Origin of the sequence: Caballeronia sp. GAFFF2 (assembly GCF_023631485.1) — a bacterium.
Taxonomy (GTDB): domain Bacteria; phylum Pseudomonadota; class Gammaproteobacteria; order Burkholderiales; family Burkholderiaceae; genus Caballeronia.
The window spans coordinates 244,280-269,372 of sequence record NZ_JALQDA010000030.1; the positions used below are offsets into that span (position 1 = coordinate 244,280).

The 25,093-nt window shown below is 63.1% G+C and carries 20 protein-coding genes; 9 read left to right on the forward strand and 11 right to left on the reverse strand.

Annotated features, from left to right (window positions below; all coding sequences use genetic code 11):
* Positions 1–29: 29 nt before the first annotated feature.
* Genes NCT04_RS23320 through NCT04_RS23330 form a run of 3 tightly spaced genes read right to left on the reverse strand, consistent with a single transcriptional unit; the run spans position 30 to position 2,585 of the window.
* Positions 30–1,244, reverse strand: coding sequence for an MFS transporter (locus tag NCT04_RS23320; protein ID WP_250467910.1), 1,215 nt, complete (start codon positions 1,242–1,244; stop codon positions 30–32).
* A 37-nt stretch (positions 1,245–1,281) separates the two neighbouring features.
* Entirely contained in the window at positions 1,282–2,430 is a 1,149-nt protein-coding gene (locus tag NCT04_RS23325; RefSeq protein WP_250467911.1) for an FAD binding domain-containing protein, read from the reverse strand.
* Entirely contained in the window at positions 2,427–2,585 is a 159-nt protein-coding gene (locus NCT04_RS23330) for a hypothetical protein (RefSeq protein ID WP_250467912.1), read from the reverse strand. Before NCT04_RS23330 ends, NCT04_RS23325 begins: the two co-directional genes overlap by 4 nt.
* Here NCT04_RS23330 and NCT04_RS23335 point away from each other — a divergent pair.
* The 5 genes from NCT04_RS23335 (at position 2,584) to NCT04_RS23355 (ending at position 11,144) form a co-directional block, all read left to right on the forward strand.
* Entirely contained in the window at positions 2,584–3,513 is a 930-nt protein-coding gene (locus NCT04_RS23335; RefSeq protein WP_250467913.1) for a LysR family transcriptional regulator, read from the forward strand. The genes NCT04_RS23330 and NCT04_RS23335 overlap by 2 nt on opposite strands.
* A 405-nt stretch (positions 3,514–3,918) precedes the next feature.
* Complete coding sequence (locus NCT04_RS23340) at positions 3,919–4,560, forward strand: HD domain-containing protein (protein ID WP_244831936.1); 642 nt, start codon at positions 3,919–3,921, stop codon at positions 4,558–4,560.
* Positions 4,561–4,598: 38 nt separating this feature from the next.
* Positions 4,599–4,883, forward strand: coding sequence for a hypothetical protein (locus NCT04_RS23345; protein WP_250467914.1), 285 nt, complete (start codon positions 4,599–4,601; stop codon positions 4,881–4,883).
* A complete protein-coding gene (locus NCT04_RS23350) occupies positions 4,862–10,183 on the forward strand; it encodes an AAA family ATPase (RefSeq protein ID WP_250467915.1) in 5,322 nt (1,773 codons plus the stop codon). Before NCT04_RS23345 ends, NCT04_RS23350 begins: the two co-directional genes overlap by 22 nt.
* A gap of 139 nt (positions 10,184–10,322) precedes the next feature.
* Positions 10,323–11,144: an alpha/beta fold hydrolase gene (locus NCT04_RS23355; protein ID WP_244831237.1), complete on the forward strand. Its 822-nt coding sequence runs from the start codon at positions 10,323–10,325 to the stop codon at positions 11,142–11,144.
* Here NCT04_RS23355 and NCT04_RS23360 read toward each other — a convergent pair.
* From NCT04_RS23360 to NCT04_RS23395, 8 genes are all read right to left on the reverse strand, one after another.
* A complete protein-coding gene (locus NCT04_RS23360; RefSeq protein ID WP_250467916.1) occupies positions 11,131–12,921 on the reverse strand; it encodes an ATP-binding protein in 1,791 nt (596 codons plus the stop codon). The two genes, NCT04_RS23355 and NCT04_RS23360, sit on opposite strands and share 14 nt — an antisense overlap.
* 200 nt (positions 12,922–13,121) lie before the next feature.
* Positions 13,122–14,036, reverse strand: coding sequence for a helix-turn-helix transcriptional regulator (locus tag NCT04_RS23365; protein WP_250467917.1), 915 nt, complete (start codon positions 14,034–14,036; stop codon positions 13,122–13,124).
* 152 nt (positions 14,037–14,188) lie between these two features.
* A complete protein-coding gene (locus NCT04_RS23370; RefSeq protein WP_250467918.1) occupies positions 14,189–15,292 on the reverse strand; it encodes an amidohydrolase family protein in 1,104 nt (367 codons plus the stop codon).
* A gap of 37 nt (positions 15,293–15,329) precedes the next feature.
* Positions 15,330–16,973, reverse strand: a complete 1,644-nt coding sequence (actP, locus tag NCT04_RS23375; RefSeq protein WP_250467919.1) for a cation/acetate symporter ActP — start codon at positions 16,971–16,973, stop codon at positions 15,330–15,332.
* Positions 16,970–17,335 carry a DUF485 domain-containing protein gene (locus tag NCT04_RS23380; RefSeq protein ID WP_350030035.1) on the reverse strand — a complete coding sequence of 122 codons (366 nt, stop codon included), beginning with the start codon at positions 17,333–17,335 and terminating at the stop codon, positions 16,970–16,972. Before NCT04_RS23380 ends, actP begins: the two co-directional genes overlap by 4 nt.
* A 16-nt stretch (positions 17,336–17,351) precedes the next feature.
* Positions 17,352–18,581: an FAD binding domain-containing protein gene (locus tag NCT04_RS23385; protein WP_250467920.1), complete on the reverse strand. Its 1,230-nt coding sequence runs from the start codon at positions 18,579–18,581 to the stop codon at positions 17,352–17,354.
* Entirely contained in the window at positions 18,578–19,063 is a 486-nt protein-coding gene (locus NCT04_RS23390) for a VOC family protein (RefSeq protein ID WP_250467921.1), read from the reverse strand. The genes NCT04_RS23385 and NCT04_RS23390 overlap by 4 nt, the downstream gene beginning before the upstream one ends.
* A gap of 179 nt (positions 19,064–19,242) precedes the next feature.
* Entirely contained in the window at positions 19,243–19,962 is a 720-nt protein-coding gene (locus NCT04_RS23395) for a TetR/AcrR family transcriptional regulator (RefSeq protein ID WP_250467922.1), read from the reverse strand.
* A gap of 194 nt (positions 19,963–20,156) precedes the next feature.
* Between NCT04_RS23395 and NCT04_RS23400 the strand changes: the two genes are divergently transcribed.
* From NCT04_RS23400 to NCT04_RS23415, 4 genes are read left to right on the forward strand one after another with little or no spacing between them, the layout of a single operon-like run.
* The gene (locus tag NCT04_RS23400) at positions 20,157–22,334 is read left to right on the forward strand and encodes an FUSC family protein (RefSeq protein WP_250467923.1); all 2,178 of its coding nucleotides are present in this window, start codon (positions 20,157–20,159) and stop codon (positions 22,332–22,334) included.
* A complete protein-coding gene (locus tag NCT04_RS23405) occupies positions 22,331–23,812 on the forward strand; it encodes an efflux transporter outer membrane subunit (protein ID WP_250467924.1) in 1,482 nt (493 codons plus the stop codon). Before NCT04_RS23400 ends, NCT04_RS23405 begins: the two co-directional genes overlap by 4 nt.
* Positions 23,796–23,996 (forward strand): DUF1656 domain-containing protein, encoded by a 201-nt coding sequence (locus tag NCT04_RS23410; RefSeq protein ID WP_244831248.1) that lies wholly within the window; start codon positions 23,796–23,798, stop codon positions 23,994–23,996. The genes NCT04_RS23405 and NCT04_RS23410 overlap by 17 nt, the downstream gene beginning before the upstream one ends.
* A 20-nt stretch (positions 23,997–24,016) precedes the next feature.
* Positions 24,017–24,979 carry an HlyD family secretion protein gene (locus NCT04_RS23415; RefSeq protein WP_250467925.1) on the forward strand — a complete coding sequence of 321 codons (963 nt, stop codon included), beginning with the start codon at positions 24,017–24,019 and terminating at the stop codon, positions 24,977–24,979.
* The last annotated feature ends 114 nt before the right edge of the window (positions 24,980–25,093 follow it).

Sequence of the window (25,093 nt, forward strand, 5' to 3'; positions counted from 1 at the left end):
GAAATCTTGTTAAGGCAAACGAGCTTTCATTAAGCGTGACGAGCCGCATGTCCCCGTCCGATGGCAAAGTAGTGCGTGAGCGCGATCAACGGAAACGCCGTTGCCACCGTTGCCACCAGCGGCCAGCCGCCATGCTCGTAAAGCGGACTCGCCAGCGCCGATCCGACCGCGCCGCCCACGAAGATGCTCGTCATGTAAAGCGCGTTGAGACGATTGCGGCTCGCCGCGTGCAGCGCATAGATCTCGCGCTGGCCGAGCACCATGTTCATCTGCACGCCGAAGTCGAGCACGATGCCTGTCGCCACCAATCCGATCACGCCCCATGCCGGATGAATCAACGCCGGCGCGTATGCCAGCGCGCCCACCACCAGCGCGATGAGCGTCGCGCGCACCGTGTGGCCCGCATCCGCGAGCCGTCCCGCTACCGGTGCCGACGTCGCGCCTATCGCGCCGACCAGCGCGAAGATGCCGATCTGCGTTTGCGACAGTCCGAAGTGACGCGTCAACTCGACGGGAATCGCGGTCCAGAAAAGGCTGAACGAAGCGAACATCAGCGCCTGATAAAACGAACGATGCCGCAAGACGGGCATCGTGCGAATCAAGTGTCCAAGCGAGCCGATGAGTTCGAAATACGTGGCCTTGTGATCCGGCTGGCGACGCGGAATGGTCAACGCGAGCACGCTCGTGACGACCGCCATCAACACGGCCGCGCAGCCGAATACCGCGCGCCAGCCGAAGTGACCGGCGGCCACGCTCGATATGGGACGCGACAGCAAAATGCCGAGCAAGAGTCCGCTCATGATGGTGCCGACCACCTTGCCGCGCGACTCGTCGGGCGCGAGATGCGCGGCAAGCGGAATCAGAATCTGCACGGCAACCGAACTGAAGCCGACCAGGAGCGAGACGCCGAGAAACAAGCCCGCCTGATGCGTGAACGCCGCGGCGGCAAGGCTCGCGATCGACACCAGCGCGGTGATGATCATCAACTTGCGGTTTTCCAGCAGGTCGCCGAGCGGTACGAGAAAGAACAGGCCGATTGCATAGCCGATCTGCGTGAGCGACACGATCATGCTCGCCGCGCCGCCCGACATATGGATGTCCGGTGCAATCAGCTCGGTGATCGGCTGCGCATAGTAGAGATTCGCGACGATAGCGCCGCAACAGAACGCGAACAACGCAATGAGCCCGCGTGTCAGCTTGACGGGGCTGCTACTGCCCGTCGTGGTGGATGCCTGGGTCGACATGACGACTCCTCGAATCAAAAAGAAGAAAGCGGCGCGCTCAATGCCCGACGTTCATCAGGCGGTTGCCGAGCGAAATTCCTAGATCGGTCATGCGCCGGCCGAGTTGCAATTGCTGATGCTCCCAGCGTCGCAAAGCGGTATCGATGGTCTCGCCGCCACCCGCCGCCGCCGACAACGCCAGCGCCAGCGCATGTGCATTGGCCGCCGCCTTGGCGGTGCTGCCCGCCGTATGCGGCCGTGGCACGGATGCAGCATCGCCCAGCAGCAGCGCACGGCCGAACACCATTTGCGGCGAGCGCAGATCGACGATCGGCTGCATGAACGGATCGTCCGTGGATTCGACGAGTGCGCGGAAAGTCGGGCCAAGCATGGTCCGCGCTTCGTCGCGCAACTGAACGATGTCGGCGTTCTTGGTCGAACCCGGCGGCAACGAAAACGCGCGCTTCTCGCCATGACGATCGACGAGCAGTTCACCGAGCCGTTCGGCGCCGTACTTGCGATACCAGACCCAGTTCCAGCGACGCTCGCCTGGCACGGTCGAATCGTCATCGCCGGGAATGAGGTATGAAAGTCCCGAGTGCCCGTCGCCGTCCTGAAACGCGAAGCGGTCGCGCAGCATGTTCGCGGCGAAGATCGGCAGGTCGGGTTCCTCGACGAGTCCGCGCCACGCCACGTAACCTGCATAGACCGGCACGATCTCGGGCAAGAGCCGCCGCCTGAGTGTCGAGCGGATACCGTCCGCGCCGATCAGCAGATCGGCCTCGACGCTGCGGCCGCTTTCGAAGCGCGCGACGACGCGCTCGCCGTCCTGATCGAAATCGACGAAGGTCTCGCCCGCATGAAGCGCCTGCGCGGGCAAGGCGTTTTTCATCGCGCGATAGAGCAGGCTCCACGACGTCTGCATCTGCGGCATGTGGAACTGTTCGAGCACGCGGTCTTCGCGATCCAGATAGATGCGATCGCCCGAATTCACGCCCGGCGGATTCGGCACCGCGACGCCCGCAAATGCGAGCGCTTCCAGCACATCCGGCTGCAACACGACTCCGCCGCCCCGGCTTTCGAGCTGGTTCGGCGAAGTTTCGAAAACATCGGCATGCCAGCCTGCCGCGCGCAGGGCGTTGGCCGTGAGTAAGCCGCCAAGCGATCCGCCGATGACGACGGCACGCGGTTTATCGAACGCGTTCATGCTGCTTTCCTTTGCGCCGCTAAACGCCGCGCGGTGATGAACCCTTCTGGAGCCGATGCACGCAGCTTATGCGTTGCGTCGCGATTGTTGAATATGGATAGAATGCAAGTTCGCGTTGCGTCGGGCGCAACGAAATGTGGATTGAGGGCGAACATGGACAAGCTCCTCGCGGTCAGGACGCTGCTGGAAGTCGCGGACGCTGGCGGCTTCTCGAAGGCAGCGCAACGTCTGGGCGTAGCCACGTCATCGGTCACGCGTCTCATGGATTCGCTCGAAGACTCGCTCGGCGCCGCGCTGCTCACGCGCACGCCGCGCAAAGTCAGCCTCACGGATGCCGGAATCGCGTATGTCGAGCAGGTTTCGAAAGTGCTCGACGACCTCGCCGAAGCCGACGAAAGCGTATTCGACAGCGGCGCGGCGCCTGTGGGCACGCTCCGGATCTCGGCGCCGTCCACGTACAGCCGCCTGTGCCTCGCACCGCATCTTGCGACGTTCCTCGCGGAGCATCCGCGCGTGTTTCTCGATGTCGTCATCGCCGATCACTTCACGGACCTCGCGCTCGATCGAATCGATGTTGCGATCCGCATCGGCCGCGCCGACCGCGACGCCAATCTCATCGTCAAAAAGCTCGCGGACAATCCGCGCCATGTCGTGGCAAGCCACGCGTATCTCGCCCGCAACGGCACGCCGCAGACACCGCAGGACCTCGACGCGCACGAGTGCCTGCGCTTCGCGTACGGCGGCGGCTATCGCACGCGCCAGGTCTGGACCTTCCGGCGCGATGGCGACGAACAGCGTGTCGATGTGCGCGGTCATCTGCTGTCGAATAATCTCGACATCCTTCTCGAAAGCGTCGTATCCGGACGAGGCATTGCGTTGCTGCCCGAATGGCAAGTCGCGCCCGACATTCGCACGGGCCGCGTGGTGCGTCTCTTCGAACAGTTCGACGCCAGTCCTCACTCGGGCGATGCCGTGGTCTACGCCGCGTATCTGTCCAATCGCCGGCAATCCAGCAAGGTGCGCGCGCTCGTGCAGTTTCTCGAAACGCGTCTGCGCGCTTCGGGCGAAGACCGAGGCTCTTGAACTGAGTGCAGTGTAGGAACGCCGCGCGGCTAAAGTCCTGCAAAAAACGTGAAATGTTCTGAGGCGGCGCGTGGGCGCGGGAAAGACGCTTGAACGACATGCTTCGCCGCGCATCGGATTAAGAAGTTTTAAGGACCGTCGCGCTTAGTTGGCGCTTAGTTGGCGCGTGGTTCGGGCGTGGTGCGTTGAGACTGCCTGGCATCTCGCGTATTCACCGTCGTTCACGGTTCTTGGCGCCAATCCGCATCGCAGCGCTTAAGGCTTTTTTAGAACCCGCCAAAGCCTTTAAAGATTCGTTTCGCTACCCTTTGACAAAGAACGCGGACTGCGAACGGTCCTCGACGTCATGCGAATGCAGCGCGTCGTGACGGACCGCTCGCCATGTCTCGACACACAGGAGCGGGCATGAAGCTGACGATTGCAGGCGTGGCGATTCCCGATACCGCGATGGCTCAGGCCGCCACGAATCTGATCAGCGCCACGCAATCCGTCCTGATGTTTCATCACGCGCTTCGCTCGTTCCTGTTCGGCGCACTGACCGGCCACCGCGAGAACAGGCCCTTCGATGCCGAACTGCTCTACCTCGGCGCGCTGTTTCACGATGTCGGGCTGAACACGCGCTTCCAGCACTCGCCGAACCGTTTCGAAGTGGACAGCGCCGATGCCGCGCGCGACTTCATGCGTCAGCACGGCGTGGCCGAGCGTCAGATCGAAGAGGTGTGGCTCGGCATCGCGCTGCATACGACGCCCGGCATTCCGGAACATCTTTCGACGCTGGTCGCGCTCATTGCCGCCGGCGTGCAGATGGACGTGACGGGCGCGCGTTACGACCAGTTCAGCGAGCCTGAGCGCGATGAGATCGTGCAGGCGTATCCGCGGGAAACCGGCTTCAAGAAGAAGTTGATCGAAGCGTATGCGCGCGGCATGGAGCATCGGCCGGATACGACCTTCGGCACGGTGAACGCCGACGTGCTCGATCGCTGGGACCCGAATTACCGGCGACTGAATTTCTGCGGGCTGGTGTTGGGATCGGACTGGCCGAACTGAAATCGAAGGCTTTTGCACATGGCCGAAGGAGAGATGAATTGAGCACCGAGGCATTCATCGACGGGACGCGCAAGGCGTCGTCTGGCTCCGGCATCGCCGTGCATTTCGATCAGCTCTGGTTCGATCAGCTCGTACTCGAAGCGCTGCTCGTGGATGGCGAGATCGTGCGGCATCGCGCGAGAACGCAAGACGCGCGCGGTCCTGGCTCGTCGCGGCGCCTGCTGGTCCTTCTTCCGATGCCGTGTTGCGGCGTCTCAGGCAAGAGTTTGCGCCGGCCGGGAAGCTCGATTCCGCGTGGGCCGTGCGGCCGCTCGCGCTCTTGAGGCTCGAACGCGGGCCGGTGCTCGTCTATGAAGACCAGGGTGGCGCGCCGATTCTTCCACGCGCCGATGGCACGATTGCACTCGGCCGCTTTCTGCGCATTGCCGTGGGCGCGGCGCAGTCGCTCGCGCTCGCGCACGAACGCGGCGTTCTGCACGGCGACATCAAGCCTTCGAATCTGCTGGAAGGCGCCGATGGCACGATGCGCTTGCTCGGCTTTCGCGCTTCGACGAGCGAAGCTGCTGAGTTTATCGACCACGCCGATACCTTGAGCGGCACACTGGCGTATATGTCGCCGGAGCAGGCGAGACGCGCGGAAGAACAGGCCGACGAGCGCAGCGATCTCTATTCTCTCGGCGTGACCCTGTACGAGCTATTGACCGGCCACTTGCCGTTCGAAGCGGCGGATGCGGTCGAATGGATCTTCAATCACGTCGCGCGGCAGCCCGCCGATCCGCGCCGCTACCGCGCGTCATTGCCCGATGTGCTGGGTTCAATCGTACTCAAGTTGCTTGCCAAGAGTCCTGCGGAACGCTATCAAAGTGCGTCGAGTCTCGAAGCCGATCTGCGGCACTGTCTTGCCGACTGGAACGAGATGCAGCATATCGTCCCGTTCGAACCGGCCGCGAAAGACAACGTCAAGAATCTCGCCTTTACGCATCGTCTATTCGGACGTGTGCATGAATATCAGGCGCTGCGGGACGCCTTCGATCGCAACGCGCGACAGGGCGCCGCCGAACTCATCCTCGTGTCCGGCTATTCGGGCGCGGGCAAGTCGGAGCTCGTGCGCAGCGTGCATCGCGCGACCGCGCAGAGTGCCGCGCTCTTCGCCTCCGGCAAGCTCGAACAGTACGGTCAGAACGCGCCTTATGCGCCGTTGATGCAGGCCATCCGTTCGCTCTTTCAGCGCATTCTCGGTGAGAGCGACAGCGAACTCGACCGCTGGCGCGCGGTGCTGTGCGAGGCGGTCGGTTTGCAGGGAAAACTCATCGTGAACTTCATTCCCGAGCTGGAACTCGTGCTCGGCGAGCCGCCCGACGTAGCGGAGTTGCCGCCCGTGGAAGCGCAGTTGCGCTTTCAGGCGTTGATCTCGCGGCTCTTGTCCGTGTTCGCGACAGAAGCGCATCCGCTGATTCTCTTCTTCGACGACGTTCACTGGTTCGACGAGGCCACGCTGAACTTCATCGCCGCTTTCGTGGCGCATGCCGATATGCGTCATATGCTTCTAATCTGCGCGTATCGCGATAACGAAGTGGATCGCTCGCCACGGTTCAAGGCGTTCCTCGATTCGTTGCCCGATGCCGGCGCGCGCGTGAGTTCGCTGGCTGTCGGGCCGCTCGATCCGGCGAATGTCGTGGCCTTGCTCGCCGACGCACTTCATTCCGATGCCGCGCATGTCTTTCCGCTCGCGGCGGTGGTGCACGAAAAAACCGGCGGCAACCCGTTCTTCATCAAGCAACTGCTGCTCGTGCTGGCGGAACATCGGATGATCGTCTACGACGGCGAGGCGCGTCGCTGGACGTGGGACCTGGAACGTATCGGCGAGTACGAATCGTCGGATAACGTCGTCGATCTGATGGTGACGCGGCTTTCGCGCCTGCCGCCAGCGGCGCAGGCGGTGCTCAGGCTGCTCGCGTTCATGGGACGACGGCTCGACCGTTCGACACTCATGCTGATCGATCCCGGCGATGGCGTCGAGTCGGCGCGGCGTCTGCAACCCGCGCTCGAAGCAGGGCTCGTCGTATCCGACCGCACGGGCTTCGCCTTCGCTCACGACCGCGTGCAAGAGGCGGCGTATGCGTTGACGCCCGAGCACGAGCGCGGTGTCGAACACGCCCGCATCGCGCGCATTTTGCTGCGAGACTTCAATGCGCGGACGCTGCAATCGGCGTTCGACGTGGCGCACCATATCGAACGCGCTCAGGCGGCGGGCGCGCTTCTCGAACTCGATGCAGACGAGACCGACGTGTTCGCCACGGTCTGTTTGCAAGCGGCGCGTCAGGCGAAAGAAGCGATCGCTATCCGTTCCGCGCTGAATTATCTGGACGTCGTGCAGGCGCTGCTGCACGCGAACGGCGCGGCGCAGGCCCACGCCGCAACCTATGAAATGGGCGTGTTGCGCGTGCAGTGTCACATCCTGAACGCCGATTTCGACGCTGCCGGTAAAGAGATCGCCACGCTCTTGCGCGAGGACCTGTCTGTCGTCGCGCGCGCGTCGGTTCACAAGCTCAAGGTCGACATGCAGCAGCATCTGTCGGACTATGAAGCCGCCGTCGAAACCGCGCTCGAAGGCGTTCGGCTGTTCGGCACGGTTCTGCCGCGCTTTCCGCAAGCCGCCGATGTCGAAGCCGCGTATGGCAAGCTCAACGCGTCGCTTGCATCGCGAAGCATCGCCTCGCTCGCGAACCTGCCGACGTTGCGCGACGAGAAGATCGAGTCCGAGATGAACCTGCTCGCGAGCGTCTACGCGCCCGCATCGTTCGTCGATGAACGGCTCGGTTTTCTGCATCTGTGCCACATGGTGCAGATGACCATCGACCACGGCATCACGGCAGCATCGGCGCACTGTCTGTCGTGGTTCGGCGTTTATGTCGCCGAGTTCTTCGGGCGCTACGAGGAAGGCTTCGAGTTCTCGCGGCTGGCGCGCACGCTGGTCGAATCGCGCGGCTTCAACACGGTCGCCACGAGCACGCTGGTGGCGCTCGATACGGTCGCCGTCTGGACCCAGCCGCTGTCCTACGTGCTGGCCTGCGCGCGCGATGCGTTCGAATCCGCCAGGCCGAGCGGCGACCTCACGATGAGTTGTTACGCATGCAATCACATCGTCTCCGATCTGCTGACGATGGGCGCACCGCTCGAACAGGTCGATCGCGAAATCGACCTGGGTTTGTCGTTCGCGCGACGCGTGAGATTCCGGGATGTCGAGGACATCCTGGAACTGCAAAAGCGATACGTACACAGCCTGACGGGCGGGCCGGGACTGCCGGGCAATTTCGGCTCGGTGGTGGACGGACGCATGACCTTCGACGCCGATCTGCTCGACACGCAGATGACGACGCTGCGTTTCTGGATCTGGCTGCTAAAGGGCATGTCCTGCTACTTTCATGGCGATTACCGCAACGCGTCGTATTGCCTCGCTGAAGCCGGCGAGCTGACGTGGGCGACGCCCGCGCACGTGCATCAACTGGACTATCACTTCTATTCGGCGCTCAATCTCGCGCAAATGTACGAAGCGGACGAAGCCATTGCGCGCATCGAACCGCATCTCGCGAAGCTTACGGTCTGGGCGAAACTCAATCCGGCGACGTTTCTCGACAAGCTGTTGCTGGTCGAAGCCGAAATCGCTCGTCTGCTCGCCAAGCCGCTCGAAGCGCTGGCGCGTTATGAGGAAGCGGCAGCCGCAGCGTCCGAAAGCGGCTTCAGTCATATCGATGCACTCGCGCATCGGCTGGCGTGCGCGTGCTGCGAAGCGAACGGGCTCTTTACGGCCGCGCGGGAACATCGGCGGCGCGCGATCGACGGTTATGCGCGCTGGGGCGCGCATGCGCTCGTCGGCCGACTCGAACGCGATGCGGGTCCGGCACGCGCGACGGCCGTGCGTCAAGCGCTCCCCGAGGTTCCGGTGGCGTCCCGTCCATCGGTCGAAATCGAGGATGCGCAGCATCGCTTCGATTTGCTGTCGGCGCTGAAGTCGTCGCAGGCGCTCTCCGAGGAGATCGTGCTCGACAAGCTGATCCGCACGCTCGTCACGCTCGCCATCGTTCACGCCGGCGCGCGCAGCGGCATCCTGATTCTCATGCAAGGCAACGTGCCCGTGGCCGAAGCGCGCGGACAGGAGACGCCCGAGGGCGTACAGGTTCAGCTGGCCGGCGAAGCGCCCGTGCGCGAGGATTTGCCCGCTTCGGTCCTGTACACGGCGCTGCGCACGCGTAAGCCCGTGGTGGTGGAAGACGCGCAGCACGATCCGCGATTTTCCTTCGATGCAGCCTTGTCCAGCAGGCCGGTTCGTTCCGTATGCTGTCTGCCGCTCGTGAAGCAAGGGCATGCCGTCGGCGCGCTTTACCTGGAAAACGATCTGACGACGGGCGTGTTCACGGAGAGCCGCACGTCGGTGCTCGAATTGCTCGCGTCGCAGGCGGCCATATCGCTCGAAACGGCGCGTCTTTATGCCGAGTTGCTCGAAGAAAACAAGCGTCGCAAGGAAACGGAAGCGGCCCTGCGCATGAGCGAGGAAGCGCTCGCGCTCGGGCAGCGGATAGGCCGCTCGGGAAGCTATATCTGGAACACGCTGACGGGCGAACGCTATTGGTCGAAAGAACTCTACAACGTGTTTTGCTTGCCAATAGAAGCGAGCGGTCCCGCGACACGCGCGATCATGGAGCGCATTCATCCCGAGGACGTCGCGTTTTATCGGGAGATGGTCGAGCGTGCCGCGCACAAGCGCGTGCCCTTCCGGCAGAAGTTTCGCGTGGTCGCGCCGGACGGCGCCATCAAGCATCTCGAAGTGCTGGGCGAACCGTCCGGCGTGAGCAGCTTCGTCGGCGTGGTCACCGACCTGACCGAAAGGCACATGACCGAACTCGCCTTGCAGAACGCGAAGAGCGAACTGGCGAAGGCATCGCGCGCATCGACGATGGGCGAACTCGCCGCTTCGATCGCGCACGAGATCAATCAGCCGCTGGCTTCCATCGTGTCGAACGCGAGTGCGTCCGTGCGCTGGCTCAACCGGCCCGAGCCGGATCTGGCCGAGGCATCGAGCGGCCTGCGCGAGATCGTCAAGGACGGCAAGCGGGCGGGCGATATCATCCGCGCATTGCAGACGCTTGCGAAGGAAACCAAGCCTATTTTCGCGCCGGTCTATATTGATTACGTCGTGCGCGAAGTGTTCGAACTGGCGGCGGCGGAAATAGAACAACGCGGTGTCCTCGTGCGGCTCGATCTGGCTGCGCGTTGTTCGGTAACGGCTGATCGCGTGCAGCTGCAACAGGTGCTGTTCAATCTCGTCATGAACGCCGCCGATGCCATGAGCCATCTCGATGCGCGTCAGCGCCTGCTCGCCGTCACGTCCTGCATCGACGACAGGGGCACCGTGATCGTGTCCGTGCAGGACAACGGCGATGGCATTCGCGAAGACATTGCCGAGCGCATCTTCGACGCGTTCTTCACCACGAAGGACACCGGCATGGGCATGGGGCTCGCCATTTGCAGGTCGATCATCGAGGCGCATGGCGGGACGCTCACCGCGGGACCGGCGTATCCGCGTGGGACGGTGTTCGTCTTCACGCTGTCGGCGGTCGCTTGAAGTCGTTGCGTGAAGCTATCGTGCAAATCCACAAAAGCCGGGCGATAACCAAGCGTGCCGTGCCACGAATCGCGAATACTCCCTTCACGCATGACACACCGGCACGGGCCGGTCAATCAATCGAGAAGGAGTAGCGGACATGGCTTACATCACGACCAAGGACGGCACGGAAATCTATTACAAGGACTGGGGCACGGGCCCGGCGATCACGTTTTCTCACGGCTGGCCGCTCGATGCCGACGCGTGGGACGCGCAGATGATGTTCCTCGCCGAACGCGGTTATCGCGTGATCGCGCATGACCGTCGCGGCCACGGCCGTTCATCGCAACCGTGGAACGGCAACGAGATGAACACTTATGCCGACGATCTTGCCGAGCTGATCGAAGCGCTCGATCTCCAAGACATCATGATGGTCGGCCATTCGACCGGCGGCGGAGAAGTGGTGCGCTATATCGCGCGTCATGGCGCAAAGCGCGTGTCGAAGGTCGTGCTGGTCTCGGCCGTGCCGCCGATCATGCTCAAGACCGAAGCGAACCCGGGCGGCCTGCCGCTATCCGTGTTCGACGACATTCGCAAAGGCGTGCACGATAACCGCGCGCAGTTCTTCAAGGACCTCGCGATGCCGTTCTACGGCTTCAACAAGCCCGGCGCGAAAGTGTCGCAAGGCACGATCGATTCGTTCTGGCTGCTCGGCATGCTGGGTTCGATCAAAGGCATGTACGACTGCATCAAGGCGTTCTCGGAGACGGACTTCACCGAAGACCTGAAGCAGGTCACGGTGCCCGCGCTCGTGCTGCAAGGCGACGCCGATCAGATCGTTCCGCTCGACGATTCCGGCAAGCTCTCGTCGAAGCTCATGCCGAACGCGAAGCTGAAGATTTACGAAGGCGCGCCGCATGGCATGTGCACCACGCACGCGGATCGCGTCAACGCGGACCTGCTGGAGTTCATCCAGTCGTAAGCGGCGTGGCGGTCAGCGCAGGCTTGTGCAAGCGCCTGGAAAGCGGCCAGCGGGCGGGTCGCGCAGGCAGCGGCGGCGTCTCGTGGACCACGGGCGCCGCCGCTGTCAACGCCGCGCGCAGCCGCTTCTCGATCGCTGCGTCTGCCGTTCCCGCCGGCAGCTTCGCGATGGCATCGACGGCGAGCGCGGCGCGCATGCGGCACTCGTCGAACAGATGCGCGTCGCTTAGTGCGCCGACGAGATGCGACGCCAGTTCGATACCCACGCGGACATCGCCGTCCACGGACATCGCCCAGTCGAGCGCGACGCGCGCATCGTCCAGCGTGTGCTGGAAGGCGGCCGGATGGTCGTCGAGGCCGCAGGCTGTGGCCGCGATCTGTCGTGCAACATGACGCGCATTGCGGCGGATGATCTCGCGCAATTCGCCGTTGGCGCGCAGCTTTTCCAGCGCATAGGCGCGCGTCGATTCCGACAGACGATAGCGCGCGGTGGCGCGCTCGAATTCGACGCTCACGAGCGACTTCGCGACCAGTTCGGTGATGCCGCCGATGGCGTCCGCTGTCGTGTGCTCTTCGTCGCAGACTGCCGCGCACATCGACTCGAAAGAGAACCTGCCGCTAAAGAGCGCGAGCCGCCAGAACACGGATTGCGTGTCGCGGTCGAGCAGCGCGAAGCTCCAGTCGAAAGTGGCGCGCAAGGTTTGATGACGCGGCAGCGCGGTGCGGTAACCGCCCGCGAGAATCGCCATGCGGTCGTCCAGCCTGCGGCAGACGCCTTCCACGCCGAGCGCGGCGACGCGCGCGGCGGCCAGTTCGATGGCAAGCGGGAGGCCGTCCAGACGCCGGCAGATTTCACCGACGAGCCGGATCTCCGCGCTGTCGGTCGCCACGCTTTCCTGCAACGAATCGGCGCGCAGGATGAAGAGGTTCACGGCGGAGCATCGGAGAATATCGGCGTCCGCGGCATCGGCGGGAGGCACGTCGAGCGGTTCCACTCGGAAGATGCTCTCTGCCATCACGCGCAACGGCTCACGGCTCGTCACCAGCACGCGCAGCTTTTCGTTGCCGGCGACGAGTGCATCGACGATCTGCGCCACGGCGCCGACCACATGTTCGGCGTTATCGAGCAGCAGGAGTTTCGACTGGCCGGCGAGTGTCGCGGCCACGCGCGCTACATCGATATGCGTATCGGGCAAGGCAATGCCGCAACTCTCCGCGATGGCGCACAGCACGCCCTCGCGCGTCGTCAACGCGGCGAGTTCGACGAAGCACACCGGTTCTGGAAAGTCTTCGGCACTATGACGGGCCGCCTCGATAGCGAGCCGCGTCTTGCCGATGCCGCCCGCGCCCGTCACCGTCAACACGTGCGAGTTGCGCAGCATGGCGCGGATCGTGGCGATTTCCGTATCGCGTCCGAGCAACGCGGATTTTTGCGGCGGAAGACGGCGGCCGCAAGCGGGCTTGAGCCGCGCTTCATCGGATGGCGTGCTCGGCTTGCGTTGCAGGAGTTGATAGCCACGGCCGGGCACGGTGAGAATCAGGTCGCGGTCCGCGCCGAGCACCTTGCGCAACGCCGAGAGATGAACATGAATATTGTTCTCCTCGACGACGGTGTCGGGCCATACGGCGTTCATCACCTCGTCCTTCGAGACGAGACGGCCGCCAGCCGCCGCGACCACGGCGAGGATATCGAAAGCGCGCGAGCCGAGACGCACGAGTTCGCCGTTTCGCCATAAGGCGCGCATCTCCAGATCGATCTGAAATCCGCCTATTTGCATCGTGACGTTTCCAGGTTGGGGAAAGGGAGCGAAACGCGAGGGAGAAGCTAAGGTCGGCGCGGGATAAGAAAGTGGCGTGCGCAGCCTCGGCACGATCAAGTTAGCGCAGCGCCGTTCATGCGTATTGCACGTAAGTGCGATGCTTTGTATGAAAGTCTATGGATGTGGCGACGCGAGGTATCGACTGAAGAAAGGCTGTGTCAATTACCCGCTTGCCTGCGCCAGTTTCCGGGCGGCGTGCCGACCAGTTGCGAGAACGTGCGGCTGAAGTGGCTTTGATCGGAGAAGCCGCATGCAATGGCGATCTCCGCAAGCGACCACGTCGATTTGCTAAGCAGCATGCGCGCATGTTCGATGCGTTGCTCCAGCACCCATTGATGCGGCGTGCGCTGCGTGGTCTCGCGAAACGCGCGGATGAAGTAGCTGCGCGACAAGTTGCATGCACTCGCGATGGCTTCGAGCGATACGTTGTCATCGGTTTTGGCGAGCAGCATCTCCTTGGCGCGCGCTTCCTGAATACTCGAAAGACGCGGCCCCGGCTTGAGCGCTTTCGCGGTCGCGTCGCCGTATCGATCCACGAGATGCGTGCCGATGGTGACGCCGAGTTGTTCGAGGAAAAGCGCACTGGTCTCGGACGAACGATCCAGCGTCAGCGCGAGCACCTGCGCGAGCTGGCCGAAGATGGCGTCCTCGCGTCCGGGCGGCGCCGAGAAGCCGGAAATGGTCGTGCCGTTTCGCTCATAGCCCGTGTTCACGATGAACGACCGCGAAAATTCCATCAGCACGAAGTCGAACGCGCCGTGCAGATCGGCGCGGTAGTCGTCCTCGAAATTGCGGATGTAGACCGAGTCCTTCCTGAACTCGTGCAGCGCCGAACGGCTACCCGTGATGATGCGCCGGCGATGTCCCGCCGCGAGCGAGACGCCGATGAGAAAGCCGCGATCGGACGCGGGCGTGACGACTTCGCTCGTCTTTTCCTCGCGCCTGCATTTGCGATAGAACGTGAAGTCGCCCGCGCGCAGTTCGAGGTCCTTGTGCAGCTGCGTCGAAAGACAGCCGAGCGAGTCTTTCTGACGCGGCGCCGTGGTGCTGGAAATATCTGTCTGGTTGAACATGGTCCGTCACCCTTGCTCGTCACGCTGCACTCACGCATGCGGCGTTTGCGTTGCCATAATCAAGCGATGGTCATAACCGGCGGAATCCGTGGATTATCTTGGAAATTGTCCGAGACAAATATTAATTTTCGTTCAGTCGCCGGGCGCCAATCTCATATCTTGAGCAATTGCGCCGCGTTGCCGCCGAGGATCAGGTTCTTCTGCTCGGGCGGCAGCTCGAGGCGGTCCAGAAACGTCACCGGCTGTTCATAACCCATATCGAAGCAGTAGTCGCTGCCGAGCACGAGCCTGTCTATGCCGATGTTCTGTATCAGGAAATCGAGCACCGGCCCGGAATGCGACACCGTGTCGTAATTGAAGCGGCGCAGGTAGCTGCTTGGCTTCTGCGCAAGCCTCCGCGTTTCGGGCCGCACGTTCCAGCCTGCATCGATACGGCCCATGAGGATAGGCAACGCGCCGCCCGCGTGCGGCAAGGTGACGTTAAGTCGCGGATGCCTGTCCATGACGCCACCGAGAATCAAATGCGATCCGGCAATGGCGGTATCGAATGGATTGCCGAGCAGATTGCTCAGGTAGAAGTCGGTGAGCCGCGCGCCGCCGACCGTCTGTTGCGGATGCAGGAACACCGGCAAATCGAGTTGTTCGATGCGCGCGAAGACCGGCTCGAACAACGGATCGTCGAGATCGCGGTTGTTGATGTTCGTGCCCATATAGACGCCGCGTACACCCGGCAATTCGGACGCACGTTCGAGTTCGTCGATGGCGTCGTGCGCGTTCAGCATCGGCAGCGTCGCGAGGACGACGAAGCGCGTCGGATGCTGCACGTGCACCGCGGATGCCGCCGTGTTCCATGTCGTTGCCAGCTTCGCGTTGAAGGCGCGGTCGGCCCAATAGGCCATCGGCACGCTGAGCGAGAGCGCCTGTACGTCGACGCCGGACGCGTCCATATCGGCAAGCCGTTCGTCGATACGGATGAATTTGAGCGGCAGCGGACCGAGGCCGCCAGCAGGCGTCTGAAAGCTGAAGGTGCTCGCATCGCAGGTGAACTTGCCGCCGAATTTATCGCCGTCGCTGCCGACGAGTTCGCAATAGCTTTCGGGGTAATAGTGCGCGTGAATGTCGATCGATTTGCCTTTGACTGTCGCATTGGCTCGGGCGGATGCGTTCGGAAGGCCCGAAGCGAAGCCGCCCGCGAGCGCGGCCATGGTTCCAAGCAGACGACGGCGCTTCGGCGAGATGCAGCAAGTGCAATCCATGAGTCATGTCTCCGTGATGGAATTCGATCGGCCTGTCTCAGCCGTTTTTGATCATGCCGAGCTCGCAGTCCACGAGCTGATTGCCATAGAGCGCACGTTCGCGCACGGCGCGCGCCGAGTGATCGGTGATCGAGAAGAAGACCACGCTCGCGAAGGCGACGAGCATGGAAAAGAGCGCGGGATATTCGTACGGATAGATGGCGTGCGCGTGACCAAGCACCTGGACCCAGACGGTCGGGCTCAGGATGGTGAGCGTGACGGCCGAGATCAGACCGAGCGAACCGCCTATCACCGCGCCGCGCGTGGTAAGGCCGCGCCAGTAGATCGACAGCAACAGCACCGGAAAATTGGAGCTTGCCGCGATCGAGAACGTGAGACTCACGATAAACGCGATGTTCTGCTTCTCGAACGCAATGCCAAGCAAGATGGCCAGCACGCCGAGCACGAGCGTGGTGAGCCGCGACACGCGCATTTCCTCGCGATCCGTCGCGCGTCCGCGGCGCAGCACGTTCGCATACAGGTCGTGCGATACCGCCGAGGAACCGGCGAGCGTCAGGCCCGCGACCACGGCCAGGATCGTCGAGAACGCGACCGCGCACATGAAGCCGAGGAACACGTTGCCGCCCACCGCATGCGCCAGATGCAGGGCCACCATGTTCACGCCGCCGATCACGCCGCCGGATGCGCTGTGATAGAGCGGATCGGTCGCCACGAGCGCAATCGTGCCGAAGCCGATGACGATGATGAGCGCATAGCCGATTCCCACGATGCCCGTCGCGTACAGAATGCTCTTGCGCGCGGCGCGGGCGTCGCCGACCGTGAAGAAGCGCATCAGGATATGCGGCAGTCCGGCCGTGCCGAAGATCAGCGCGAGGCCGAGCGAAACGGCGGAGACGGGATCGGATACCAAACCGCCAGGGCTCATGATCGCGGCGTGTTTTGGATGCGCGAGGATCGCCTGTGCAAAGAGCGCGTTCATGCTGAAGCCGAAGCGGCTCAACACCATGAACGCCATGAAAGCCGCGCCCGCCAGCAGAAGCGCTGCCTTGATGATCTGAATCCATGTGGTGGCGAGCATGCCGCCGAAGAACACGTACACCACCATGAGCACGCCGACCAGCACGACCGCCGCCGTGTAGTCGAAGCCGAACAGCAGTTCGACGAGTTTGCCCGCGCCGACCATCTGCGAGACGAGGTACAGCAGCACGATCACGATGGAGCTCGACGCGGCGAACGCGCGAATCGGCCGTTGTTGCAGGCGATAGGACACCACGTCGGCGAGCGTATAACGGCCGAGGTTGCGCAACGGTTCGGCGATCAGAAAGAGGATGATCGGCCAGCTCGCGAGAAAGCCGATGGAATAGATGAGGCCGTCGTAGCCGCTCGTGAAGACCAGCGCGGAGATGCCTAGCAGCGACGCGGCCGACATGTAATCGCCCGCTATTGCCCAGCCATTCTGGAACGCGGTGATCTTGCCGCCCGCAGCGTAGTGATCGGACACGCCGTGGTTCTTTCTTGCCGCCCAGCGCGTGATGAACAATGTCGATGCGACGAAAACGAGGAACATGCCGATCGCTATCGGATTATGCGAGCGTGACGCCGACGCGACTTCGGCGGCATCGGCAGAGATCGAAGTGACAGCGCCCATCAACGCGCCGAGCGAAAGAGAGATACGTTTCATTGCCGTGCTCCTTGCCGGATTTCGTTCACGGCGCGGTCATGGAAAGTGTTGGCTCGCGCGACATACACCGCCACGATGCCGAACGTGAAGACGAACATGCCGAAGCCGACTGGAATGCCCCACGTCGCGGGATAACCGGCGACAATCGGCCGGCCGAGCAACGCGGGCGCGAATGCCAGCGTGAGGATGAAGGCGAAGTACACCGTGAGCATGAGGAGCGTGAGCATCCACGAGAAGGCGCGGCGTTTTTGCACGAGCGCCTGAAAGCGCGGGTCGTCGAGCAACGGGTTCGCCATGGGCGGCGGCGGGTCTTCGGCGATGACGTGCGCGTTCATCGCATAGGTTGGGGCGCTGTAATCCACGTCGTCTCCTTTGTCATCAGAACCGCGCGGGAACGGCGGTCTCGCGCATGACGGCATCGGGCGTGCGGTAGCGCTCGGCCATCTCGCGATCGACTTCCGTCTTCAACTGCGCCTGCATGTATGCGCCGAGATGGCGCGCGTGCTGCACGATAGCCGTGCCCACTTGCGTGCGTTCGAGGCTGTAGCCGGCAAGCGCGTCTTGCACATCGCCGTGCGTCTTCAGTGCCTTGACGAGCGTCATGGCGTCGCTGGCTGCCTTGGTCACGCCCATGCCGCAATGCGGACGCGCAACGAACGCGGCATCGCCCAGCAGCGCAATGCGGCCGATCGCCATGCGCGGCACTTCGAGATCGAAGATAGGCTGAAAGAGCGGTTGCGTCGCGCGCGTCACGACTTCGCCGAATTGCGGTGCGAGCAGCGTGAGCGCGGCGTCTTCCATGTCGGCGAGCACGTCGGCGCGAATGAGCGTCGGCGGAATGCCGCCGGTCCAGCGCTTGCCCGATGCATCGGTCAGCAGATCGGGAAGCTGGACATCTTCGCTCGTTGCGCGATACCACACGAAGTTGTAGCGGCGCTCGCCGGGCGTCGTGCTATTGCCCTGGCCGGCCACGGGATAGCCGAGAATTTGCTCGCGCGGTGGCAGGCAAAACGCGAACTTGTCGAAGAGCGCGTCGCGGGTTTCACGCGACAGCGAGGCTTCATCGACAAGACCGCGCCACGCAATATAACCGGCATATTGCAGCTTCACTTCGGGCATCAAGCGCTCGCGAATAGCCGATTTGAAGCCATCCGCCGCGATGACGAGATCGGCATGCAATACCGCCCCGTCGCCGAGCGTGACGGTTGCACGATCGCCGTCATCTTCCACCGATGCCACCGTTACTCCAGCGTGATAGTGCACGTCGGGAAGCGCAGCGCGCAGCACGTGATACATCTTGCCCCACGCGGTCAGCGTTTGCGGCAGATCGCGTTCGGACAGCACCGCGCCGTCCTGCGCGAAGGTCACGCGTGAACGCACCTTCACGCCGATGCCATCGTCGATTTGAATGCCGGCTGCGCCGAGTGCATCGAAAAGTTCGGGATGCGTCACGATGCCCGCGCCGCGTCCGGCGAGTTCATCCGGCACGCGCTCGAACACGTCTACATCCCAGCCGTTACGCACCAGCAGGTTCGCTGCGAAAAGCCCGCCGAGCGAACCGCCGACGATGATCGCTCTGGATCGTTTGGAACTCTGGACCATGCTCATTCTCCTTCGCTGACGGGGTTTTGCTTGCTCGACGGTCGTGCATGCGTGAGGCGGCTCAGTTCTTCGGCGGGGAAGTTGAGTTCGATAGTCACGCCCGACGGATCTTCGATGAACACTTGATGCAAGCCGAGGCTTGGCACCGTGCGATCGCGCCACGCGATGCCTTCGCTTGTCAGCGTCTGCCACATCTCTTCGACGCCCGTCGCGAGAAACGCAATGTGATCGACCGTGCCCGTTCCCCTCGCGGGCAAGGCCTTGTCGCCGAGATATGCGGTGAGTCCTTCGGGATTGTTCGGATCCACGCCAATGATATGAACCGTGCCGAAGTCCACTTCGTCGCCGCCTTTGTAGAGCCACGCGCCGGGAAAGTCGAAGGGCGGACGATAGCCGCGCTTGAAGCCGAGGATGCGTTCATAGAAGTGGCACGACTGTTCGAGATCGGTCGTGCGGATCGAGTAGTGGGCAAGTTTCGTAACAGGCATCTTCGGCTCCTGACAAATTATTTATCGATCGATTAGTGATCGTTTGATAAATTGTAGGTGAAGCGGGGAGCGGGATAAAGCGGCGCATCGCCGGTGTTTACCCTGAAAAACCACGAGGCGGGAGTGATGCGATGGGAATAAGACGAACGGCCGGCGCGTTTGCCGGCCTGGAAGCGGACTCAGGCTTTGGCGCCCGGTTTGATGCGCGCGGGCTGCTTGGTTGCGTGTTTGAGCGCGGCGGGCACGCCGTTCAAGAAGGCGTCGACCTGACGCGCGATGTGATCTTCGACGTCGTCGGTGACAGGCAGACCGTAGATCCACTTGCGCACGCCGAGATAGAAAATGCTGGCGTGCAGGCTCCAGATCAGTTCGAGGTCGATCTCCCGCTGACGCGCGCTGGCGGGCGCGGGCAGTCCATAGGCAAGACGAATCTCCGCCATCACCGGAAGAAACACGCGCTCACGCAGACGCGTCAGATATTTCGAGTTGATGCCTTCGCGCGTCAGTCCCGCGAAGATGAAGATGCGAATCCACTCGCGCCGCAGGATCACCACCGAATACGCCGAATAGAACCGCACCATGCGTTCCTGAATGGGCAGGTCGCGGTCCTTGATGAGGTTCTCCCAGCTCGTGTCCCACTGATAGACCTCTTCGTACACGCGGTCGATCAACGCTTCCTTGCTCGGAAAGTAGCGGTACAGAAGCGGCTGCGTGATGTCGAGTTGACGCGCGAGTTCACGCGTGCTGCCGGAGAATCCATGCGTGGCGAAATGATCGACGGCCTTGAGCACGATCTGCCGTTCGCGAACCTCCGGCGCCAAGCGGCGCGTGACGAGCTTTTCCTGTTCGACGTCTTCGATCTTCGGCGGGGTTTCGCTGTTCCGCGCTTTTCTCGGCATGGCTGGCTGGTACCTGTTGTGTTGGGACGCATCATACAAAGATTAGCCGGACCTGACTACGCGAGCACGTCTCAAAGCCGGTCATTTCATGCAGCGCATGCGCAAAAAGCGTGCGATTGTGCAATTGCCTGGTCCGCGTTCGCAGCAGACTCCATACCACGCAAATATCCGCACGAACAAGCGACGAGCGCCCCATGACCCTGCAAGCCGATGCTGGCAGCGCGGCCCTGCCTCGATGGCGGGAAGAGCTGAAGACATACTGGAGCGACGACGGACCGCGCTTCAGGCATATCGCGAAAGTGGCGCTTGCCATGTCGCTTGCAATGGGCGTGTGCATGCGGCTCGAACTGCGCACGCCGGCCACCGCCATGGTCTCGTGCATCATCGTGATGATGCATCAGCAAAGCGGCATGGTGATCGCGCGTGGCTTCTATCGCGGGCTCGGCATGGTGTGCGGCAGCTTTGCGGGGCTCGTTCTCATCGCGCTGTTTCCGCAGCAGCCGTGGCTTTTTTTGATCGCGCTCGCTGTGTGGATCGGCGCGTGCGTGTTCGGCGCGTCCTACTACCGCAATTTTCAGTCGTATGGTTTCGTGCTGACAGGATACGGCACCGCCATCACGGCCATACCGGCGTGGTCCAATCCTTATGGCGTGTACGACAACGTCGTATTCACCGTGAGCGAGGTGGTGATCGGCGTGGTCTGCGCGAGCGTGGTCAGCGCGGTGATCTTTCCGCGCTCTGTCACGCCCGCGCTCTATGCGGCCAGCCGCAAGAACTTCACGGACTTGCTCAACGCCATGCACGCGATGCTCGACCGCACCGCGACGCTTACCGGTTTCGACACCTTCCTCGCGCTGATTCGCGAGCGTGTGGAAGTGGAAAGCCTGCGCAGCGGCGCCGTGTTCGAAGACCCGGCTATCCGTCTTCACAACCATGTCTATCTCGATCTCGACCGCGGTTTTCTCGATACCGTCGCGTGGATTCACGCGCTGCATCAACTGAAGGTACGGGTCGCCGCCGAAGCTGACCCGCGCGCGCTCGCGGCCGTCTACGATCTCATCGACGCGCTGCTCGCCGTCGTGCCGAACGAGGCAGACGCGCAACTCGTCACGCTCGAAGCGGTGGAAACGCTGATGCGCGATCTCGACGCCTTCGAGGATGCCTTGCCCACGCGCCTCGGCAAGCTGTTGCAGGCGCTCGCGGATCTGTCGGCGCATCAGCGTCAGTTCGTATCGACGACGGGCGCGGCACTGTTCTTTTCGATGGCCGATCTGCGCCTGATGTGCCGAAGCTATATCGACGCGCGCACCATCGGCCGCTTGCCGTGGTCGCAGTCGGTGCTGCAGGCAATCGGCCGCATCGGCAGGACTCGGGCCACGGCTAATCGCACGGCCGCGACCATCGCCGGTGCGCGCGCCGCCGTCGCCGTGCTCGCGGTCGGCGCGGCGTGGATCGCCTCGGGCTGGGTCGGAGGCGCAACCGCCATCGTCGCGGTGGCGATCACGAGCGCGTTGTTCGCGCTTGCACCGAACCCGACGGTCGCAAGCTGGCAAATTTTCGGCGGCTGTCTTGGAGGATGGCTTGCAGGCTTCGCGTTTAATTTCTTCGTGCTGCCGCGCATCGAGACGTTCGAGTTGCTGGCGGCGTCGATGGCGATCGTGGTGATGATCGGCAGCTATCTAAACACGTTCCCGAAGACGGCGATTCTCGGGCTCGGCTTCAGCTTGTACTTCTGCTTCATCGTCGGCATTACGAACCCGACGGTCTATAACCCGAGCGCTTATCTCGACACCGGCTTCGCGCTGCTAGGCGGAATCGCGGTGGCGGCGGTCGCGTTCTCGGTGCTCGTTCCGCGCGCGGGCGACTGGATCTCCGCGCGGTACATGAAGCAGATTCGCGGGTTGATCGTGCATGACGCGCGCAATGGCGACCTCGCCGACCTGCTCTATACATTCGAACTGAGCTTGCGCGATTTCATCTTGCAGATTGCATCCGCGCCGGTAGATGCCCGCGTGAATCGTGACCGTCTGATCGGCTGGGCGTTCGCGGCGCTCGAGATCGGCCGCTCGATGATTCAGATTCGTCTCGACACCGCGCAACTCGGCGCGACCTTGCCGGAAGGCTGGGCGGCGGAACAGGACGCATGGCTTGCGGCGCTGGCGAGCGTGTTCTCGAACACGACGCCCGAAGCCGCGCAGAACGCGCTCATAGCGACGCGCCGGGCGCTCGACATGCTGCCGCTCGGAGACAACATCGCGACCGATACGGCGACGCTCAAGCGGTATCGCATGCGCGCGTTGCTGCATTTCACCGAGCTGACCTTGCGCGATGACAGCCTCGCGTTATGGCAAACGAAGGAGACGCCGGCATGAACACGCGCCGCCTGTCGTGGGTCTTGTCGTCGAGCGGCTGCGCGCTGCTTCTTTCCGCCTGCATCACGAGCGGCGGCATCCACCCACACGAGTCGATGATCGACCCCGCCACGCTCGACGCCGGTGCCGCTCTGCGCGCGACCCAAGCCGATGCGAAATGGCCCGCCGACGCGTGGTGGCGTCAATGGAACGACCCGCAGTTGGATACGCTGGTGCAGGACGCGACCGCAGGCAATCCCGGGCTGCGCGCGGTGCAAGAGCGAATTGACGCGGCGCGTTTTCAGGCGCAGATCGCAGGCGCGGCCGAGTTGCCGCAAGTCAGCGCGAACGGCAGCTTCGAGCGCAGACGTTATGCCCGCTACACCACGCCCGCGCCGCCTGGCGGCACGACCGTGTGGAGCAACAACGTCGAGGCTGACCTTTCATACGATCTCGATCTGTGGGGCAAGAATCGCGCGATCCGCGAAGCCGCGCTCGACAACGTGCAAGCGGTGGCGGCCGACGCGCGCTTCGCCGAAGTCGAGCTGCAGACGGCCGTGGTGCGCAGCTATGTGCAGTTGTCGCTGCAATACGCATTGCTCGATGTCTATCGCGACGTGCAGAACGAACAGCAGCGCACGCTCGATATCGCCACGCGCCGCTGGCATGCGGGCGTCGGCAGCGGTCTCGAAGTCAGTCAGGCGCAGACGCAACTTGCCATGAGCACGACACGCGTGCAGGAAGCGCAGCAACAACTCGCGCTTTCGCGCATCGGCATTGCGGGGCTGGCGGGCAAGGGGCCGGGTTATGCCGATGCCTTGCGCCGTCCCGGCCTCGCGCTGAGCGTGCCGGTCGATCTGCCGGCGACGCTGCCGGCCGAGCTCGTCGGGCATCGCGCGGACGTGGTGGCCGGGCGCTGGCGCGTGTTGCAAGCGGACAAGGGCATCGACGCGGCGCATGCGGATTTCTATCCGGACATCAACTTGCTGGCGACGGCATCGCTGGGATCGGCGGCGACTTTCGGCGGCTTCTTCAACTTCGTCGATAGCAACGGCATGGGCCACGGCGTGGGCGCGGCGATCTCGCTGCCGATCTTCGACGGCGGACGGCGGCGCGGCAACTACGGCGTCGCGGTGTCGTCGCGCGATGCCGCCGTCGACGCCTACAACCAGAGCGTGATCGGCGCGATGCAGGGCGTTGCCACGCAAGTCGTAACCTTGCGTTCGCTCGGCGAGCAGCAGGCGTCGATCGAGGACACGCTCGATTCGGCGCGCAAGTCGTTTCAGCTTGCCGACACGGGGTATCGCAGCGGCATCACCGAGTTTTTGAACGTGCTGGCCGCGCAGGATGCGCAGTTGCAGCAGGAACAAAGCCTCGCGACGATTCGGGCGAAACGTCTCGATGCCTGGGCGTTATTGATGAAGGAACTGGGCGGCGGCTTTGCATCGTCCATGCCGCGGGAAGCAACGCAAGGAGTCGCCGATGCCACGCGAGATTGACGTCTTCTCGCTTCTCATGCCCGGCTTGCTGCCGATACTTGCTGGCTGCGTGCTGCTGTTCGTCGTTCTCGATCTCGTGCTGGCGCGGCTCGGGTTTTATCGCTTTACGTGGCACGCGAGCCTCTTTCGCGTCGCGCTCTTCGCTGCGATGTTCAGCGGCGCTTCGCTGCTCTCATGGCGATGAAACCACCCAATGACATCAAGATGAAAACGCAATCCATCCTGCGCGCGGGGTTCACGCTCACGATACTGGTCGTGGCGATCGTGCTGGTTCGCATGCTGTGGCTCGACTACATGTACTCGCCGTGGACGCGCGACGGGCGCGTGCGCGCGCAGGTCGTGCAAGTCGCGACGGATGTTTCCGGCCTCGTCAGCGACGTACGCGTGAAGGACAACCAGCTCGTGCGCAAGGGCGACATTCTGTTCGTGCTCGATCCGGCTCGCTTCCATTACGCCGTGGCGCAGGCCGATGCCGATCTCGCGCGTGCGCAGGCGCAAATGGCGCAGGCGAAGGCGCGCATGGCCGCGAGCGAATCCGGTTTTGCGATGAAACGCGCTCAGGCGGCGCGCCGCGCCAATCTTGCGGGCGACGTGATATCGGACGAAAGCCGGCTGGATTCGGCATCGCTCGCCAGGCAATCGGCGTCGGATCATGCCGCCGATGTCGCCGCCTACAACGCGGCCGAGGCAGCCGTGAAGGCAGCGGTAGTGGCGCAAGAGACGGCCGCGCTGAACCTGACGCGCAGCGAGGTGCGCGCGCCGTCCGATGGTTTCATCACGAACCTGAACCTTTATCCGGGCGATTTCGCCACGGCCGGGACCGCGCGCATGGCGCTGATCGACTCGCACTCGTTCTGGGTCTACGGCTACTTCGAGGAAACGAAGCTGCCGCACGTGCAAGTGGGCGATCGGGCGACGATCAGACTGCTATCGGGCGGTGAAGACATTCAAGGTCACGTGGATAGTCTCGCAAGCGGGATCGCCGACCGTGACAATCCGACGAGCGGCGATTTGCTCGCCGACGTCAACCCGATTTTTACGTGGGTGCGGCTCGCGCAGCGAGTGCCGGTGCGGATTCATATCGATCGTGTTCCCGAGGGAATGAGGCTCGCGATGGGGATGACTTGCACGGTGACGTTGCAGCCGCATGGGAGCGGTCGTGGGTGAGCGTCGCGGCGCCGCCTTTTGAACGATTAAGGAAAAATAAGTACCGTCGCGTGGATGGCCTCGCGCATCATCGCTTGGGAAGCACGCTTTTCCTGGAGCGCGTCACTTCGACCG